The organism is Microcystis sp. M015S2 (assembly GCF_020245945.1).
Lineage (GTDB): Bacteria > Cyanobacteriota > Cyanobacteriia > Cyanobacteriales > Microcystaceae > Microcystis.
Window position 1 is genome coordinate 1 of record NZ_JADBTX010000122.1, and the last position, 15,203, is coordinate 15,203.

At 45.2% G+C, this 15,203-nt stretch carries 18 protein-coding genes and 3 pseudogenes; 7 read left to right on the top strand and 14 right to left on the bottom strand.

All coding sequences use genetic code 11. The annotated features are described in order from the left end of the window. Positions 1-451, bottom strand: a 451-nt coding sequence (locus IM473_RS20190) for a tetratricopeptide repeat protein (RefSeq protein WP_287690551.1), incomplete at its 3' end; no start/stop codon positions are given. 417 nt (positions 452-868) lie between these two features. On the opposite strand from IM473_RS20190, the gene IM473_RS20195 reads away from it, so the two are divergent. The 3 genes from IM473_RS20195 (at position 869) to IM473_RS20205 (ending at position 1,750) form a co-directional block, all read left to right on the top strand. Then, positions 869-1,024 carry a hypothetical protein gene (locus IM473_RS20195; protein ID WP_002774210.1) on the top strand — a complete coding sequence of 52 codons (156 nt, stop codon included), beginning with the start codon at positions 869-871 and terminating at the stop codon, positions 1,022-1,024. 154 nt (positions 1,025-1,178) lie between these two features. Next, positions 1,179-1,379 carry a hypothetical protein gene (locus tag IM473_RS20200; protein WP_002765629.1) on the top strand — a complete coding sequence of 67 codons (201 nt, stop codon included), beginning with the start codon at positions 1,179-1,181 and terminating at the stop codon, positions 1,377-1,379. Continuing rightward, the gene (locus IM473_RS20205) at positions 1,379-1,750 is read left to right on the top strand and encodes a type II toxin-antitoxin system PemK/MazF family toxin (RefSeq protein ID WP_002774212.1); all 372 of its coding nucleotides are present in this window, start codon (positions 1,379-1,381) and stop codon (positions 1,748-1,750) included. Before IM473_RS20200 ends, IM473_RS20205 begins: the two co-directional genes overlap by 1 nt. A 43-nt stretch (positions 1,751-1,793) precedes the next feature. Here the strand turns inward: IM473_RS20205 and IM473_RS20210 are convergent, their stop codons facing one another. The 5 genes from IM473_RS20210 to gpmI all read right to left on the bottom strand — a co-directional run bounded on the left by IM473_RS20210 (position 1,794) and on the right by gpmI (position 5,022). Further along, complete coding sequence (locus tag IM473_RS20210) at positions 1,794-2,510, bottom strand: hypothetical protein (RefSeq protein WP_002774214.1); 717 nt, start codon at positions 2,508-2,510, stop codon at positions 1,794-1,796. Further along, positions 2,511-2,744 (bottom strand): preprotein translocase subunit SecG, encoded by a 234-nt coding sequence (gene secG / locus IM473_RS20215; RefSeq protein ID WP_002736485.1) that lies wholly within the window; start codon positions 2,742-2,744, stop codon positions 2,511-2,513. Positions 2,745-2,811: 67 nt separating this feature from the next. Next, positions 2,812-3,153 (bottom strand): type II toxin-antitoxin system RelE/ParE family toxin, encoded by a 342-nt coding sequence (locus IM473_RS20220; protein WP_002774217.1) that lies wholly within the window; start codon positions 3,151-3,153, stop codon positions 2,812-2,814. Next, entirely contained in the window at positions 3,137-3,394 is a 258-nt protein-coding gene (locus tag IM473_RS20225) for a hypothetical protein (protein ID WP_002736285.1), read from the bottom strand. Before IM473_RS20225 ends, IM473_RS20220 begins: the two co-directional genes overlap by 17 nt. A gap of 29 nt (positions 3,395-3,423) precedes the next feature. After that, on the bottom strand, positions 3,424-5,022 hold the full coding sequence (gene gpmI / locus IM473_RS20230; RefSeq protein WP_287659082.1) for a 2,3-bisphosphoglycerate-independent phosphoglycerate mutase: 1,599 nt from the start codon (positions 5,020-5,022) through the stop codon (positions 3,424-3,426). A gap of 477 nt (positions 5,023-5,499) precedes the next feature. Here gpmI and IM473_RS20235 point away from each other — a divergent pair. Further along, a pseudogene (locus tag IM473_RS20235) lies at positions 5,500-5,610 on the top strand (DUF4277 domain-containing protein); the annotation flags it as partial. A gap of 7 nt (positions 5,611-5,617) precedes the next feature. Continuing rightward, a pseudogene (locus IM473_RS20240) lies at positions 5,618-5,899 on the top strand (IS1634 family transposase); the annotation flags it as partial. A gap of 383 nt (positions 5,900-6,282) precedes the next feature. Here IM473_RS20240 and IM473_RS20245 read toward each other — a convergent pair. From IM473_RS20245 to IM473_RS20265, 5 genes are read right to left on the bottom strand one after another with little or no spacing between them, the layout of a single operon-like run. Further along, positions 6,283-7,053 carry an ABC transporter permease gene (locus IM473_RS20245; protein ID WP_287659080.1) on the bottom strand — a complete coding sequence of 257 codons (771 nt, stop codon included), beginning with the start codon at positions 7,051-7,053 and terminating at the stop codon, positions 6,283-6,285. Between the two features lie 12 nt (positions 7,054-7,065). Continuing rightward, entirely contained in the window at positions 7,066-8,274 is a 1,209-nt protein-coding gene (locus IM473_RS20250) for an ABC transporter substrate-binding protein (protein WP_287659079.1), read from the bottom strand. Positions 8,275-8,278: 4 nt separating this feature from the next. Next, positions 8,279-9,061, bottom strand: coding sequence for an ABC transporter ATP-binding protein (locus IM473_RS20255; protein ID WP_287659078.1), 783 nt, complete (start codon positions 9,059-9,061; stop codon positions 8,279-8,281). Beyond that, complete coding sequence (locus IM473_RS20260; RefSeq protein WP_287659077.1) at positions 9,058-10,173, bottom strand: acyl-CoA dehydrogenase family protein; 1,116 nt, start codon at positions 10,171-10,173, stop codon at positions 9,058-9,060. Before IM473_RS20260 ends, IM473_RS20255 begins: the two co-directional genes overlap by 4 nt. 12 nt (positions 10,174-10,185) lie before the next feature. Beyond that, positions 10,186-10,716, bottom strand: coding sequence for a DUF4242 domain-containing protein (locus tag IM473_RS20265; protein ID WP_287659076.1), 531 nt, complete (start codon positions 10,714-10,716; stop codon positions 10,186-10,188). A gap of 459 nt (positions 10,717-11,175) precedes the next feature. Here IM473_RS20265 and IM473_RS20270 point away from each other — a divergent pair, with 459 nt between their 5' ends. Next, positions 11,176-11,361 carry a hypothetical protein gene (locus tag IM473_RS20270; protein WP_002731861.1) on the top strand — a complete coding sequence of 62 codons (186 nt, stop codon included), beginning with the start codon at positions 11,176-11,178 and terminating at the stop codon, positions 11,359-11,361. A 194-nt stretch (positions 11,362-11,555) separates the two neighbouring features. Here IM473_RS20270 and IM473_RS20275 read toward each other — a convergent pair. Further along, a pseudogene (locus IM473_RS20275) lies at positions 11,556-11,781 on the bottom strand (transposase); the annotation flags it as partial. A 194-nt stretch (positions 11,782-11,975) separates the two neighbouring features. Between IM473_RS20275 and IM473_RS20280 the strand changes: the two are divergent. Next, positions 11,976-13,259, top strand: coding sequence for a protein kinase domain-containing protein (locus tag IM473_RS20280; RefSeq protein WP_287659075.1), 1,284 nt, complete (start codon positions 11,976-11,978; stop codon positions 13,257-13,259). A 32-nt stretch (positions 13,260-13,291) separates the two neighbouring features. On the opposite strand, the gene dps is transcribed toward IM473_RS20280, so the two are convergent. Further along, complete coding sequence (dps, locus tag IM473_RS20285) at positions 13,292-13,825, bottom strand: DNA starvation/stationary phase protection protein Dps (protein ID WP_287659074.1); 534 nt, start codon at positions 13,823-13,825, stop codon at positions 13,292-13,294. 195 nt (positions 13,826-14,020) lie between these two features. Next, positions 14,021-14,752 carry a glutathione peroxidase gene (locus tag IM473_RS20290; RefSeq protein WP_287659073.1) on the bottom strand — a complete coding sequence of 244 codons (732 nt, stop codon included), beginning with the start codon at positions 14,750-14,752 and terminating at the stop codon, positions 14,021-14,023. Positions 14,753-15,203: the final 451 nt, after the last annotated feature.

Below are 15,203 nucleotides of genomic sequence, written 5' to 3' on the forward strand. Positions count from 1 at the left end.
ACATTTCCTCCGCTTCTGTCAGTTTTTTCTGGTCCCTCAGCACGTTACCGAGATTGTAGTAGGCATAGACATACTGATCATCAAGAGCGAGCGCCCGACGGTACATTTCCTCGGCTTCTGTCAGTTTTTTCTGGTCCCTCAGCACGTTACCGAGACCGTTGTAGGTTTCTGGGAGTTTTGGATCGAGAGCAAGAGCTTTTTGACAGAAAATCGGTGCTTCGTCTAACTTATTTTGACGGAATAGCGCAGCGCAGAGATTGCTAAAAGCCACAGCACTGTTAGGATCAAGCTGAATAATTTGTCGCCAGATTCTTTCGGCTTCCGGGTATTTTTTTTGCGCTTGAGCAGTTTCACCCTGTTGCCATAACTGCTCCAGTGTTTGTGCCACTGTTGTCGGCGGCATGATCATCAATGCCAAAGTTAACACCAAAGCCAGCCGCACCACTTTCATAAGCTGATTTAAAATATTCTATCTATAGGTTAACAGATAGCAATGGAGTCAGGAACATTGCTGCATCTTAGTCGGTTAAGTAAGTAGTTATAATTACATTGAAGATAGATTTTGCCTCTGATCCCCCCTGCTACCTTGATAAGGGGGGTGCTGATCCCCCCTGCTACCTTGCTGTCCTTTAGTCACATCTTTCTTAACATTTCAAACCCTTGTAGCACAAGGCTTTCAAGACTCGGTTAACAATTTGTAATATTCCTTGTTGACACCCTTACTGACAAAGAAAAAACTGAAATCAAGTCAGGATAAGGGTTGAAGTGCTTACTGAAAAAATTGTTAAGAAAGATCCCTATAAGGGATAGGCTACCTTGATAAGGGGGGTGTTTGACAACTTTTAACACCTACTTACTTATACTTATAATGAATCAACCTAACGAAATTCAAAGGCAGCAACATCAGAGATTTACAGAGATTTTTAATCAGGGAAAACAGCGTTATATTCAAGCTGTCGGCAATAGCAAAAGCTATCTTTCCAGTGTCAAAGGAAAAGATTATTTATCAGACGAAGAAAGATAAGAAGCGAAACAATTACTCAAACAAATATTTCAAACCCCAACAATCCAACTTAATCAGCGTGATTCAGACATGGCTAGAGGAAATAGAGGTGTAGATGAACTAAAAAGTTAGTCAATAGTGGGTAAAATGTTTGTGTATAGGACATTTTTTCCCCATGACTAAACCCTTAGACTCCCTGAAACAGCCCAATCCCTCGGAAAAAACAGCCCCTAGAGATGATTGGTTAGATAGCGAACTATCTCGTTTAGAAGATTATGAACCTTACGATTGGGGAGAAATAGATCCCTTAATGTTAGGCAAACCCGTACAATATGTTTCTAGTATTGGCTTAGTTGTCGAGGGTGGCAAAGATTAATGTCCGATCCGATAGTTGTTGGAGATGTGGTGATCGCCAGATTCCCGACGCAAAACCCCCAAGGCAGAGAACAGGAAGGAATTCGTCCCGCTTTAGTTATTGGAGTTCCTCAAAAGTTGGGCATTCCTCGTTTTCCTCTGATTATAGTTGCTCCCATGACTAGCGATCGCAACCAAATTTGGGCAGCTGCTTCACCCACTTTATATCCTCAATTGGCGACTGGTGAAGCTGGCTTACCCCAAAATTCTATTATTCTTTTAGATCAGGTACGAGCGATCGACTCAAATAGGATAGTACGCTATTTGGGATCTCTTTCAAGCGATCGATACAGAAGAATTTTCAATAGCCTTCAAACTATGTTGCTTCCTTAACAACAAATTCATCGAACCCGACAACCCTGCCACCGAAATTTACTTATTCAGGTATTAGATACCCTAGCTGATCCATCTGCCAACCTAACTGAGTTGGCTGCTGATAAACCTTTTTTAAAGTGTTAATATCCCGGCTAGAAATCGGGGCAATATCTCTAGTTTGAGCGAAATACATCACATCCGTCTCTAGGGGACTATGACCCCAAATTCCCAAAGCGTGACCTAATTCGTGCCGCGCTGCCGCTAAGGCCGACCGATCGGCTAAATTAGGACTAATCTGGATACTCATCCGATGAGTTAAGCGATTTTCCTTGACAAAAATCTCGTATTGTGTTATGGCAGAACGCACCCGGGGCAGTTCTAACTTACCCGTTTCGGCATTAAAACGGACTCCCGACGGCGGTAACTCCCGTTTAATGAGGATATCGGCCAATTCTGCCCGATTTACCAACTCGATCGGCAAATACTGCCCCCATTCAGCGATCGCCTGTTGTACCAAACTCAGCCAAGAACTGCGATCGCTCTGAAGATAAATCTTCACGGGAAATTGCGACCAAATCAACGCCCCCACGGGGCTGATTTCCACGGCATCAAAATAATCCCCGGACTGGTTTTGCTCTTGCCATTGGGCTAAATTAGCGGGTAAAGGATGGGTTTTTAACTCTGGTAGCGATCGACTGTCGGCGATCAAAGAATAGGAAAACAGCAAAAGACTCGCCAAGGCTGCGAGTCCTAGAAAAGAGAACCAACCTCTTAGCATTTAGCGATTTAACCAGCCGGCGCTCAGTACAATAGTTAGGGTGATAAATACCGTCCCCAACGCCCAAGTCACCTGATTTAAGGTTTTTTCCGCCGTTTTTGCGCTGGTAAAAATCTGTGATTGGCCGCCAATACCGCCAATACCATCCCCTTTGGGACTGTGTAATAACACCAAAATCGCCAGAAAGGCCGCCGCCAGCGCCCAAATAATCTGTACTACCAGCACCACTGTCATGATCATTACTCTCTATTTTCCATTACAAAGTATAGCAGTTATCAAGCCGTCAGCTTTGAATTAGTTATCAACTGGAGTCCTCTTCATCCTCTATATCCTCAAGTGTTAGTGGTGCTTGGGCGCTATGGCGAACATATAACACATAAACCGTACTATCTCTAATTGTAAAAAGCACTCGATAGACATTTTTACCTTTCCCATAAAAAAGTTGTCGGACTTCTTTGGGTAGAAAAATCGTCTGTTCGAGCGCTAAAGCACAACGAGTTGGTTTCTCTTGCAGAGTCGCAATAGCATTCATTAATCCTCGAAACCAACGGTCAGCAAACTCAGCATTATAACCTCGATACCAGCGATAGGCTTTTTCGATCTGTGCCGTGGCAGTTGGGGTAATTTCAACCTGAAATACCATATTTTTCGGCCATTTCTTGGGCAAAATCGGCAAGAGGACGGGTTTTACCAGAGTTTATCTCCTCAAAACCTTGCTGAATCCCCTCAATGCTCTCTAAATACTCCATCAGTTGTCTGAGCTTACTAGGATCGATTTGATCGAGAAAAGTCACCAGCACTTGTGAGCGATCGCTAATATCATTGGGTAACTCGGTTAGGTGTATTTGTCCATCTCGATAAACACCTTCGATGGTTTTCAGCATAAAATTCCCCTTTATTGACTTTTTACTCGTTAAAGCGAGATGCGGACGGGAGTGCGACTGGCTTTAATTTCCACTTCGGCTGGTTTAATCAGCGATCGCCCTGTCATTTCTATCGGGACGGGAATTTGGAGAATTTCTAGGATAGTGGGGGCAATATCGGCTAAACGACCATCATCCCGCAGCTGCACATCGCCACCGTGGCCGGGTATTTTTCTCCCTTCCCCTTCAATTAAAATTAAAGGAACGGGATTAGTCGTGTGGGCCGTCCAAGGATTACCCGACTCATCCACCATCGTTTCGGCGTTACCGTGGTCGGCGGTGATTAACACTGTTCCCCCCAATTTATTGATGCTACTTAACAACTTAGCCAAGCATAGATCCACCGTTTCCACTGCTTTCATGGCCGCATCTAAAATGCCCGTATGACCCACCATATCGGGGTTAGCGTAATTGACTACCACCAGACTATAGATCCCCTGTTCGATCGCCGCAGAGACCGATGCTGTCACCGCGGCTGCCGACATGGCCGGAGCTTGGTCATAGGTGGCGACTTTTGGACTGGGAATTAATTCGCGCACTTCTCCCTCAAAGGGTTTTTCTAACCCCCCATTAAAAAAGTAGGTGACGTGGGGATATTTTTCGGTTTCCGCACAACGAAACTGTTTTAATCCCTGTTGAGCGATCACCTGTCCTAAAATATTATTTAAATTCTGGGGAGCAAAGGCCACATCTACCGGTAATTTCGGATCGTATTGGGTGAAAGTGACAAAACTGAGCGGAGAAATTAAATCTCGCTCGAAATCTTCAAAATCGGGCATAGTCAGGGCATAACATAACTGTCTAGCTCGATCGGGACGGAAATTATAGAATATCACCCCATCGCCTGCTTCGATCGCCCCTGGTGCAATTCTGGTGGGGGGAATAAATTCATCGGTAATATTTTGATCATAAAATGCCTGTAATACTTCAGTAATCGATCGCCCGTCAATACCTTGATCACTGGTCATCACGTTATAGGCTTTTTCCACCCGATCCCAACGGCGATCCCGATCCATGGCATAATAACGCCCACTGAGAGTCACCATGCGACCGAGACTGATCTTATTAATATGTTCTTGAATCCGTTTAATCGCCGGCATTCCGTCGGTGACATTGGTATCGCGACCATCGGTGATGACATGAATGCAGACATCGCTAATCCCTTGCACTTTCGCTAAGTCTAATAATCCCAGTAAGTGATCGAGATGGGAATGGACTCCTCCCTCAGAACATAAACCAATTAGGTGTAATTTGCTTTTTTTAGGGCGAATCTCGTCGCAGAGTTTTAATAAAGCCTGATTTTGTTGAATCGAACCATCTTCGATCGCATCGGAAATTCGTACTAATTCCTGTGGTACAACTCGCCCCGCTCCGATATTCAGGTGGCCAACTTCCGAGTTGCCCATCTGTCCTTCTGGTAGTCCCACATCCTTAGCGGAGGTGCGGATGAAGGTGTGGGGATACACTTCCCAGAGACTATCCATAATCGGGGTTTTCGCCATTGCGATCGCATTATCCGACCTTTGCGGGCGATAACCCCAACCATCAAGGATAACCAGCACGACTGGGGATATAGGTGCGTGGGTCATGATATACAGTCCTAAATCAAGAGTGGATTTCCATGCACTAAGATAATATCATCGAAACTTCCATTGATCACCGGTGTCGAGGCGATCAACCCCCTAATGTCAGCAAATGATGGGGTAGTGGGCATTTCAGTTAGGAATGAGGATTTAATAAATTGCAAATCTAGAACAACTGTGGCTTTGCCGTGTAATTCCATTGAGGAAGTGGGGTGATAGGGAAGTGGGGTGTGGGGAGAAACAATTCATCACTTGAGAGTTAATCACACTATTAAAAACGGATTTGGTATTAGTTCTTTGACAACTTCTACACTCTCAAACCGACATTCCGCACCCTCAACTGTCACATAAGCTGTCCCCTTCGACAGATTTGAGGAAAAATACTTAGCTGGTGAGGGTTTTCTGGCATCCGCTAGGGGATATTGAGCTAATAGGAGAAAATAGGAATTGTTTGACCCCTTTCACGGCTGGCGTTGTTGTTCCATGACTCAATCAAGAGAAATTCAAGTTAAAAATCTAGACCATCTGGGATTAGTAGCCGGAATTATAGATGAAATAGGCATCGTTGAAATTATTAACGAACAAGTCTCAATGGTTTCCAATTGAGGTTATGGCCCTGCTCATGGGCTTGTGCCTGCTGGTTTATACTATTGGTCAAAGACAACTTCGTCTGAGTTTAAAACAGCAGGAGACGGGACTGAAAAATCAGTTGATTAAGTTGACTAACCGACCGAGGTTACGCTGGATATTTCAGCGCTTTCAAGGGATTCATCTCCGACCTATTCAAGACAATCAAAAGATTAGCAACTTAACGGATGAGAGGCGGAACATTTTGGGATTTTTCCCCAAACCTTGCCAGGAATATTATCTCTTAAGTACCTAAGCAAAATTAATTACACATTTCGATAAAGCCTTTGCCTTTTGCCTCTTGCCTTTTGCCTATCCTAACCAAGAAATTAATTTTGCACGACTACTTATCTTGACCAGATGGATTGATTTCAAGGGGTGACAAAACAAAGCGAGCAACTCGAACATCTCCCGCTAGATGTTAAGTCCGATTGCCCGTTCATTCTCAACAAGCACTATTTATTGAGAATGAGCGGAGGAACCCTGAAAATTTCGGCTTAGTTGGTGGCAGCTTGCCGCCAACTAACTCCTCTAGATAAGTATTTTGACTCACGCCCCTCCCTCTTTTGAGACCTTGTGACACTTAGGGTGCGGAATGTGGGATTAAAATAGGTTTAGGGAAATAGTCGAACCAATAGGCTAATCTTGATGCGTCCAAGAGCGATGAGCCAGACGCAAACCCCAATCGAGCAGATAACCAATCGCGCCAATAACGAGAATCACCGCCATCAACTCTGAATAAGCGAGTCGATCGCGTGTATCAAGAATATAATAACCCAAACCCGCACTAACCCCCAGCATTTCCGCCGGTACAAGAACGATCCAGATAATACCTATAGCCAAACGGAAACCAGTTAAGAGATGGGAGAGGATCGCAGGCAGAATAATCTGGAAAACCGTTTCCCCTCGGGTAGCACAGAGACTGCGGGCTAAAGTCAACCAAGAGCGATCAACCGCGTTAACCCCAGCAGCCGTATTGAGAAGGATCGGCCAGATAGCCGCCACCGTCAGCAAAAAATACACAGGTAGATCACCAATTCCCAAAACCATCACCGCTAAAGGCATCCAAGAAAGGGGCGAGATCATGCGGAGAAATTGAAATAGGGCCGACAAAGCCGATTCAAGGGAGCGATACAACCCGATTAATACCCCCAACGGCACACCGATGGCACTAGCGAGAACCAAGCCCACAATAACCCGGCGGCAACTGGTGAGGATATGGGGCATAATCTCCCCCCCAACAAAAAGACGTAATAAAGCGACAAAAGATCGCTCAGGGGAAAAATCATTTAAAATCGGGTTTGAGTGCCATAGAGGACTGGTAAATAGCCACCAGAGCAATAATCCAAAACCGATACCCCATAAGGGTAGTAAAGCTCTTGGCGGGTAGGTCAAAGATTGTAACTTCATGGGTTCAGACCTTTAAAATTTGATCGTCTCGATGCGGGAGAGATTATTCGGTAAGCCGAAAGCTTTCGGTCCGCCCACCTGTTGCAAGGCATTACGGACAAAAGAGTCATCCACGAGATCCCGCGCCACCTGTCGGGGTTGCAGTTTTTGGAGAAAATCGGTATTTCCTTCTACCTGAGTGATTTTTAGTAAGCGTACCAGTTCCTCCGTATAGGAAGGGAAAGGATAGGGCTGGAAATCGATCCGGTTGACCTGCCAAGCTGGATTCTCGATCGCTCCGTCTTTTTTATAGAAATTGCGATCATAGTAAGTAAGCGCCCGTTGCAATACCGGCAGCGGGTGAGGGGTATATTTTCCACCATCTTTAGAGAGAATCCGGGCTACTTCGGAGCGATTGCCCCGGGACCAGAGTTGAGCTTTAACGAGGGCGTTTACCACCCTCTGCGTCCATTGTTTCCGTTGCCTAATATCCTCCTCGTGAACAAAGACGACGCAACAGGCGTGATTCTTCCAGACATCGCCAGTGAAACGGAGAACCCTACCGGTTTTTAGATTTTCCGCCGCCGCGTTGAAAGGTTCAGCAACGATATAACCGCCGATGCTCTTATTGGCGAGGGCTGATACCATATCCGGGGGCGGGAGAACCACTAGATTAACCTCGTTAGACGCGATCGGCGCGTCCTTGGCTTTGCGAACTATTTTCAGCCCGTTACGTTGTAAGAGTTGTTGCAAGACCAAATTATGAATCGAATACCAGAAAGGAACCGCGATCGTTTTACCTCCCAATTCCCTGGGATTTTCAATATCGGGAAGGACGGTGAGGGCTGAACCGTTGGTATGGTTCCAAGCGACGATTTTAGCGGGGAAATTGCGCCCGTAACGAATCCAGATCGAGGTGGGAAAAAGAACATGAATAACGTTCACCTGCCGAGCGAGAAAGGCCTCAACAATCTGCGCCCAAGAACGGAATAGGCGCGGTTGTTCTGTAGTTAAACCTTCCGCTTGATAAAGTTTTCGCGAGTGGGCCACCAATAGGGGGGCGGCATCCGTAATCGGTAGATAACCGATTTTCACAGGCTGATCGTTGGCATTGGCGTTAACGGGAAGATTCCAATTATCGGCGGTGATCGCTGCCCCGAAGGAACTGGTAAACAGTGCCGAAAGTTTCAGAAAATCTCGACGGCTCATGCCGCAACAAGCACAATTATCGTGTAGGTTCATGGATTTACAGTGTCATGACAAGGGCTAATTCTTCAAAAATTGACCGGCGTAGATCACTCAAAAGCTTGGCTGACTCGAAACGGGGTTTCGCCATCGAGATCGTCCATTCTCGGCGGATGCCCACCGGATGACGGCCCATGAGAAGAACTCGATCGGCCACTAATAGGGCCTCGTCGATGTCGTGGGTAACGAGGAGAACCGTGCTGTTATAGAGAGCTATGACTTCTAGGAGGAGTTTTTGCATCTCGAAACGGGTGATCGCGTCGAGAGCGCTAAACGGCTCATCCAGGAGCAGGAGAGAGGGGCGGCGGGCAAGGACGCGGGCTAGAGAAACTCTCTGAGCCATACCGCCCGATAGTTGATGAGGATAGGCACGCTCGAAGCCCTCTAGTTTGACGCTTTTAACTGCGGTGTGAACCCTTTCGCGTAATTGCTGATGATCGAGGCGGGGCATCCGCTTTAATTTCAAACCAAAAGCCACGTTTTGCCAAACGGTTAACCAAGGTAAAAGGGCGGGGGATTGAAAGACGATCGAGCTGCGGATGTCTGGTGCTTGTAGGGGTCGTGAGTGCAATTGTATTTCTCCGCCATCGGCACTTTGCAAACCAGCGGCGGTAGCAAGGAGGGTAGATTTACCGCAACCACTGGCCCCGAGCAAACAAACCACCTCACCGGAGCGCACCTGTAGGTTAATATCCTCAAAAACGGTACGGTAGCCATGGCGGGTTTTATAGCGTTTATGGAGATTTTTTAGGCTGAGGACGGGGTAATCAGTGGCGATACTCATTCCCTCACCCCCGCTCGCTCGAGTTCGCCAGTGAGAATTTTATCGGTAGCGGACTGACGTTGTAATTCTCTTTCCAGTTGAATCAGGCTCGGAGTTAACACAGGTAAAAAGGCGACCTCGCGCAGCCGTCGGGCCGTGTCGCTATTACGGAAATAGCCTTTTCCTCCCTTAATTTCCGCTTCTAACCATACGGATTCCACCGCTAACCGGGTAATGTCCACTCTGAGGGTAAATAGTTGGCGTGTTCGTCCGAGATCGAAGCTTTCTAGGGTGCTGAATTGCTCGATTGTCTTTTCTAGACGAGTCAGACGCTCCCGGGCGCAGAAATAACGATCGCTGGCTACCGCTGCCTTTCCCCCTAAACTTTTCTCCGTCTCCGCGAGGGATTTACGCGTAATGCCAAGGGCCAGTCCGCATTGTAACAGCAAGAAACAGGGGCGGACTGAGGGTAAAAATTTTGCTGCTTCCAAGCTGATAATCCAGTCGTGAGATAACTGAACTCGATCGAATTCAAGGGTACTGGTGCGGGAAGCTTGTAAACCCAATAATTGTAGGTCTTCACCCCGTTTTAACCCCTCTGCGAAGGAGGGAAGGGCGAGGATAAGAGTTTGTCCAGATCTAGTTTGAGCGGCAACGGCCACTATGAATTCTCCCTTAGAGTCGAGGTTAGAGGCCCAGGGCAGGAAGCCATTAACAGTGACGTTTTCTCCTTCGATCTTTGCCTGTAAACGCAGCTCCTCGATCCCGCCGAGGTACTTCATCGCGTTGGAGAGTCCTGTCGCCCCGGCTATCTCTCCCTTGAGAACAGCAGGTAGAATTTTGTTTTGTAGGTAAGTGTTATTACTGGCGGCCAGATATTGAATGAAGACGCGCTGACACCAGAAAACAAAACCGGTGGTCAGGCAGCATTGGGACACAGCGGAGATCGCCTCTACTGCCTGTAATAAGGAGCCACCCTGGCCTCCTAAGCTTTCAGGTATAGCATAGCCGAACCAGCCCGATTCTCCTAGCTTGGTTAGGGCCCAACCGACGTTGAGATTAGCTGTACCGTTGTTGAGGTCAGTGGCTCTTTCTTCCAGAAAAGAAAGGATTTCGGAGCCTCGATCGAGCATAATTGTTCTCTCCTAGGGGTGAATATTTTCAATCGAGGTCAAACTATCGATAGGTGCGCCGACCACTTCTCTGGCTCTTTTTACCGCCGCTTCATCGGGACTATCGTAGAAACAGAGACATTTACTCAAGTCTTCGCAAACATAGGTACGCTCGAAACTGACTTCCGGCACTTGAGCATAAAGGGGAGTTTTCTCCGCTTTTCGTTGCAGGTAAGTTTCCATCGTTAGCCCCGGGGGTAAATTCCACTGTACTAGATAGTTGGCTTTGTCTTTGCGCTCTCGCACAGTGGCTAAGTCCTGCCCAATCAAGCGCATTTCTTTGATTAGTTGCCAACTTAGCCCAGCGTTTTCTAGTACTTGTTCGAGGGAGGCGCGATCGATCGCTTTGATAATCAGGAATAACCGCCCCTCTGTTCCACCGATTAGGGCTTCGATTAACTCTCCCTGCGATTTTGATGCGACTGTGGCAATGCGCTCCAATATCTCGCTCACCTCTTCTTTTGTCCTTTCTTGTCGATCATCCTCTACTAGATATAGAGTCATAATTCATCTGAAATACATTTACAATACATTTGAGTTTACTGTCTTTGAGAAAAAAAAGCAATATTTTCAAGAGCCTGAAAACGAGGTGACACGGGAGTAGATGGTTCAAGACCGTTTCGCTCAAGTTGCGGCTATAACCCTTGCCTTGGGTGATATGCGTGATCTTCTCAGGTGGCTGAGACTCACAGTCTGTGTAAAGTGCCACTGATACTAAATCCGTTGAGTGCAGGCTACTTATGAGGAGAGGCAAGAGGCAATAGGGGGAATAAATAATCAGTTTTTAATAACCGAATTTAGTATGACTCTCTTCTGCCTAGAATGACAGAAGAGAGATAAGTTGTGTTGAGAAATGTGTAGAGTTGGAGCCGACCCTTGACTGCAACCTAAGCTCTCGTGATAACTTGTATAGGAGTTATCGACAAGACCCCCATCAGCTAGACATACCCTTCCAGTTTCTCTATGTTTCATCCCAACCAATCGGAAACCCGCGAAGATATCCGCGAGTATGTGGCCCAACTACAACTTCACATGGCTTTACAAGCTCGTAATCTCGTGCCTAGTCTGACTAATACTAGAGATAGTCGCGAGAAACTGCTGCAGGATACCCAGGCGACTATTGAAAAAATCGTTTCTCGTCATTTCTAGTTGACCGATTTTAGCATAGTCACTTGAGCCACAGGACAGGCGATACAAGTGCCAGAATTGTCACAGAGGCGGCTGTCAATAACCTCGATGCCTCCGCTTCTGCAAGAGCAAGAATTGTCTCCTGTCCATCAGTAGGCATTTACCTTGTGGTGACAGCAAAGATAAGACCACCGGTTTTTTCGGTTGTTTATACTTTAGATGGTCATAATCTGAGATTTATTAAACTTCTGAAATCGTAGGAGTTAGCAAGGAATCCAGTTCATTTTTATGTTTCAAATAGGCATCATTCAGACATCCATAAATAGCAGAAGAAAACTCATAAAAGTTTTCATAATATTTGGCATATAAGCATTTATTTTTAACAAATTTACACAGCCTTTCAATTAAATTAAGATTAGGCGAATAAGGCGGGAAATAGAGAAACTATATTAACAAGGAAAAGTTTAAGTTGTGAACGTGCGAAGTATAACTGAAATAGGACTACTATAGCAATTCTTTCTAGGTAAGACGGGAATTTTTAATCAATTGTTAAAATATTAAAAGGATGCTAAAGATGGCGGCTAGAGTTTCCAGAGTGAGCTATCCTAGAGATACTACTTACTCCATCCTCCCCCATGCTCGATCGAGTTCTCCATAGTCGTTATCAAGTCCAACAGTTACTAGGAAAAAAAACTATCTTAGCGAGGGACAGACACACCACCCAGTTAGTTATCATTAAACTTATTCCTGTTCCTAGGGGTCAAGGGAGTCAGTTTATCGGAGAAATAACTGGTAAAATTGCCCTGTTGCGACAACTCTCTCACCCATCTCTCCCCAAATACCTCGATAGCTTTGAGATAGATTCATCCCAGGAACAAATCATCGCTATTGTCCGACCTTATTTATCAGCGCAGCCTTTAGAAAACTATCTTAACTCCAGTTATTTATTAGCAGAACAAGATCTCAAACAAATTGCCAAATATCTTTTGGAGATTCTCTCCTATCTGCATCAGCAGGATGTCCCCCTTAACCACGGCAATATTAAACTTAGTAATATTCTCTTTGATACCCAGTCCCATCGTTTTTATCTAGTTGATTTTGTCTTTGATTCCGATTCTCCCACCACCGACTTACAGGATCTAGGTAAAAGTTTGATCAGTTTAGCCACGGGGATTAAGCATCGTTACATACCCGAAAACTTTGAGCAAAAAACTAATCTAAGTGCTTTTTTCATCTATTGGTTAAAAAGATTATCAAACTCCCCCCCAGACCCTCATTTTCGTTCGGTGACAGAAGCTTTAGCCAGCTTATATAGTTGTCAATTGATCTTAGTATCTATTGGCAATCTGACCAAACCCTACGGCAGCGAAGTTACTGTTTATAAAAAAGATAATCTCCTGCAAATAAAAATCGCTAGTAAAACCAAACAAAAGTTTTTCAACAATCTCAAAACCCAGTTAAGACAGTTTTTACCATCCCTATTCTTTACGATCATTCTCTTAACCATAGTCGGTATTTATGATCTCAAACTGGTCGCTTTTTTAATCCCGATTATCCTAATTTTTCTGCTCAATTTAATCTCCTCTAGTTTATCTTGGCAGTTATGGAAATCTTTTTGGCAGGGGGAACTAGAGTTAAAAATTACCCCCAAAAAAGTTTCTTTCTACCAAAAACTCTGGGGGCTGAAATTTAAACTAACTGCCGATGCCGCTAGTTGCGAAATTTATAGTCTCATTCGTCGCAATGTCACCGTCACTATGCAGGGAGAAAATGTTAATATTATTCCTCCTTCTCTGGTTCTCGTTGCCAACCATCGAGAATATGTTATCACTGCCAGTGAAGATGTTAGCGAAGCCGAATTAGATTGGTTGGCACAACAGTTAAGTGATTGGCTACGTTTACCGATTACGAGAATTTAAGGTGTATTAAGCTAAGTTAACACACCCCAAATTTATTCGATAACATCTTCCGATTTAATCAGATGCGCTTCTAGGAACCAGAGACGTTTATCGATGTCCCGGGAGATTTCTGTATAGAGATCTGCTGTGTCTGCATCCCCTTGATTGCCAGTGGTATCAATAGCAGAACGAAGATGGGAAGCGTATAAGGCATAACGTTCGGCTAAAGCAACGATATGTTCACTACCATCGACGATATCAGCCGGATATTCTGGGAGAATCGAGTTAGCGGCAGCGATGCGCGCTGTTCCCAAAGCGGTTCCACCTAAAGCGGTAATCCGTTCTGCTACCATGTCCCCATAGCCTTCTAATTCCGTGGCCATTTCGTCGAAGAGGCTGTGCAATTGGTAGAAATTTAAACCTTTTACATTCCAGTGGGCCTGTTTAACCTGAGTTTTTAGGTCTAAACTAGCGGCAAGGGTTTGGCTTAAGATTTCAACCACAGCTTTGCGGATATCTAATGCTAAATCGATACGAGTGGCGTAGTATTGTCCCGTGGTTTTGGTTTTGACTGGAGTGGCTACCATAATCTTTCTCCTTGAATTGAAAAACAAAAAAGGTTCTCTTGGACATTGGCTGAAAAATCTTCACTATGTTTACATTATGAGCGCAAGTCCTGCGCCCTTGTAACAGGTGACAGGCAACAGTAAGCCGTGAATCAGTTGCAAAATTTAAGAATGTCCTAAACTTAATGCCTAGTCCTTTATCTAGCTGATAATTGATTATGCTTCTAAATAAGCCGCTAATTCTTCCGAACCGCCAATTAATTGCCCGTTAATGAAGACTTGCGGGGTGGTGGTATTGCCACTCATGGCCCGCAGAGAACGACTGCTGGCATCGCGTCCGAGGATAATTTCTTCGTATTGTAGGCCTTTTTCTTCTAACATTTTCTTGGCCCGGAGGCAGTAGGGACAGCCGACTTTCGAGAAAAGAGAGACTAAAGGCGGTTTTTTGGCTTCTGGGTTGATGTAGTTTAGCATCGTTTCCGCATCGGAGACTTTGAAAGGATCTCCCGGTTCTTCCGGTTCGATGAACATTTTCTCGATAACACCATCTTTGACTAGCATCGAATAGCGCCAAGAACGTTTACCGAAACCTAAGTCAGCTTTATCGACTAACATCCCCATTCCTGCGCTAAATTCGCCGTTACCGTCGGGAATTAAAAGGATATTATCACATTCTTGGTCTTTTGCCCACTCGTTCATGACAAAGGTATCATTCACCGACAAGCAAACAATAGTATCTACGCCATTTTCCCGAAAAACTGGGGCTAATTCGTTATATCCGGGTAAATGGGAGGTGGAACAGGTGGGAGTGAATGCCCCGGGTAAGGCAAAAAGAACAACGGTTTTTCCTTTGAATAATTCCTCGCTGGTGATGTTCACCCATTGATTATTTTGACGCACGGGAAAGGTGACATCGGGAACTCTCTGCCCTTCTCGGTTTGGTAGCATAATCGTCAACTCCTAATTGCTCAGTCGTACTCATTTTGAGTTTGTATAAATTAAGTGTACTCATAACGACTATGAGTTGTCAACAAGTATTTATGCTTAAATCAGGAGACAGGAGACAGGAGGCAACAGGCAACAGGCAAGAGTCTCCAAGAAGGAATCTGGCAATTCTCCCACCTAAAAAGAAGATTAGAAATAAGGTTTTAGATTCGTCCCTTGTTATCAGTTACTTCTGTCTCCTGTATACTGTCTCCTGTCTCCCCCCGCAACGCGCACGAAGTGGTCTCCCCACTTCCCCACCTCCCAATTCATAAGAGTTCTTGCATAATTAATTTTTGAGAGTGCAAAAATGAGAAAAATAGACATAAAATTGCATAAAATCCCTAAATAGAGCATTTAATTGATTAATGCTCATTCTTAATTCTCCTGACGACCGACTACTGGCTTCTGACTC

What these genes read in the sequence shown, in the direction of transcription:
- IM473_RS20195 (WP_002774210.1), top strand. Translation starts at nt 869, where the DNA reads ATGAATCAACCTAACGAAATTCAAAGGCAGCAACATCAGAGATTTACA.
- IM473_RS20200 (WP_002765629.1), top strand. Translation starts at nt 1,179, where the DNA reads ATGACTAAACCCTTAGACTCCCTGAAACAGCCCAATCCCTCGGAAAAA.
- IM473_RS20205 (WP_002774212.1), top strand. Translation starts at nt 1,379, where the DNA reads ATGTCCGATCCGATAGTTGTTGGAGATGTGGTGATCGCCAGATTCCCG.
- IM473_RS20210 (WP_002774214.1), bottom strand. Translation starts at nt 2,510, where the DNA reads ATGCTAAGAGGTTGGTTCTCTTTTCTAGGACTCGCAGCCTTGGCGAGT.
- secG (WP_002736485.1), bottom strand. Translation starts at nt 2,744, where the DNA reads ATGACAGTGGTGCTGGTAGTACAGATTATTTGGGCGCTGGCGGCGGCC.
- IM473_RS20220 (WP_002774217.1), bottom strand. Translation starts at nt 3,153, where the DNA reads ATGGTATTTCAGGTTGAAATTACCCCAACTGCCACGGCACAGATCGAA.
- IM473_RS20225 (WP_002736285.1), bottom strand. Translation starts at nt 3,394, where the DNA reads ATGCTGAAAACCATCGAAGGTGTTTATCGAGATGGACAAATACACCTA.
- gpmI (WP_287659082.1), bottom strand. Translation starts at nt 5,022, where the DNA reads ATGACCCACGCACCTATATCCCCAGTCGTGCTGGTTATCCTTGATGGT.
- IM473_RS20245 (WP_287659080.1), bottom strand. Translation starts at nt 7,053, where the DNA reads ATGAAGTTACAATCTTTGACCTACCCGCCAAGAGCTTTACTACCCTTA.
- IM473_RS20250 (WP_287659079.1), bottom strand. Translation starts at nt 8,274, where the DNA reads ATGAACCTACACGATAATTGTGCTTGTTGCGGCATGAGCCGTCGAGAT.
- IM473_RS20255 (WP_287659078.1), bottom strand. Translation starts at nt 9,061, where the DNA reads ATGAGTATCGCCACTGATTACCCCGTCCTCAGCCTAAAAAATCTCCAT.
- IM473_RS20260 (WP_287659077.1), bottom strand. Translation starts at nt 10,173, where the DNA reads ATGCTCGATCGAGGCTCCGAAATCCTTTCTTTTCTGGAAGAAAGAGCC.
- IM473_RS20265 (WP_287659076.1), bottom strand. Translation starts at nt 10,716, where the DNA reads ATGACTCTATATCTAGTAGAGGATGATCGACAAGAAAGGACAAAAGAA.
- IM473_RS20270 (WP_002731861.1), top strand. Translation starts at nt 11,176, where the DNA reads ATGTTTCATCCCAACCAATCGGAAACCCGCGAAGATATCCGCGAGTAT.
- IM473_RS20280 (WP_287659075.1), top strand. Translation starts at nt 11,976, where the DNA reads ATGCTCGATCGAGTTCTCCATAGTCGTTATCAAGTCCAACAGTTACTA.
- dps (WP_287659074.1), bottom strand. Translation starts at nt 13,825, where the DNA reads ATGGTAGCCACTCCAGTCAAAACCAAAACCACGGGACAATACTACGCC.
- IM473_RS20290 (WP_287659073.1), bottom strand. Translation starts at nt 14,752, where the DNA reads ATGCTACCAAACCGAGAAGGGCAGAGAGTTCCCGATGTCACCTTTCCC.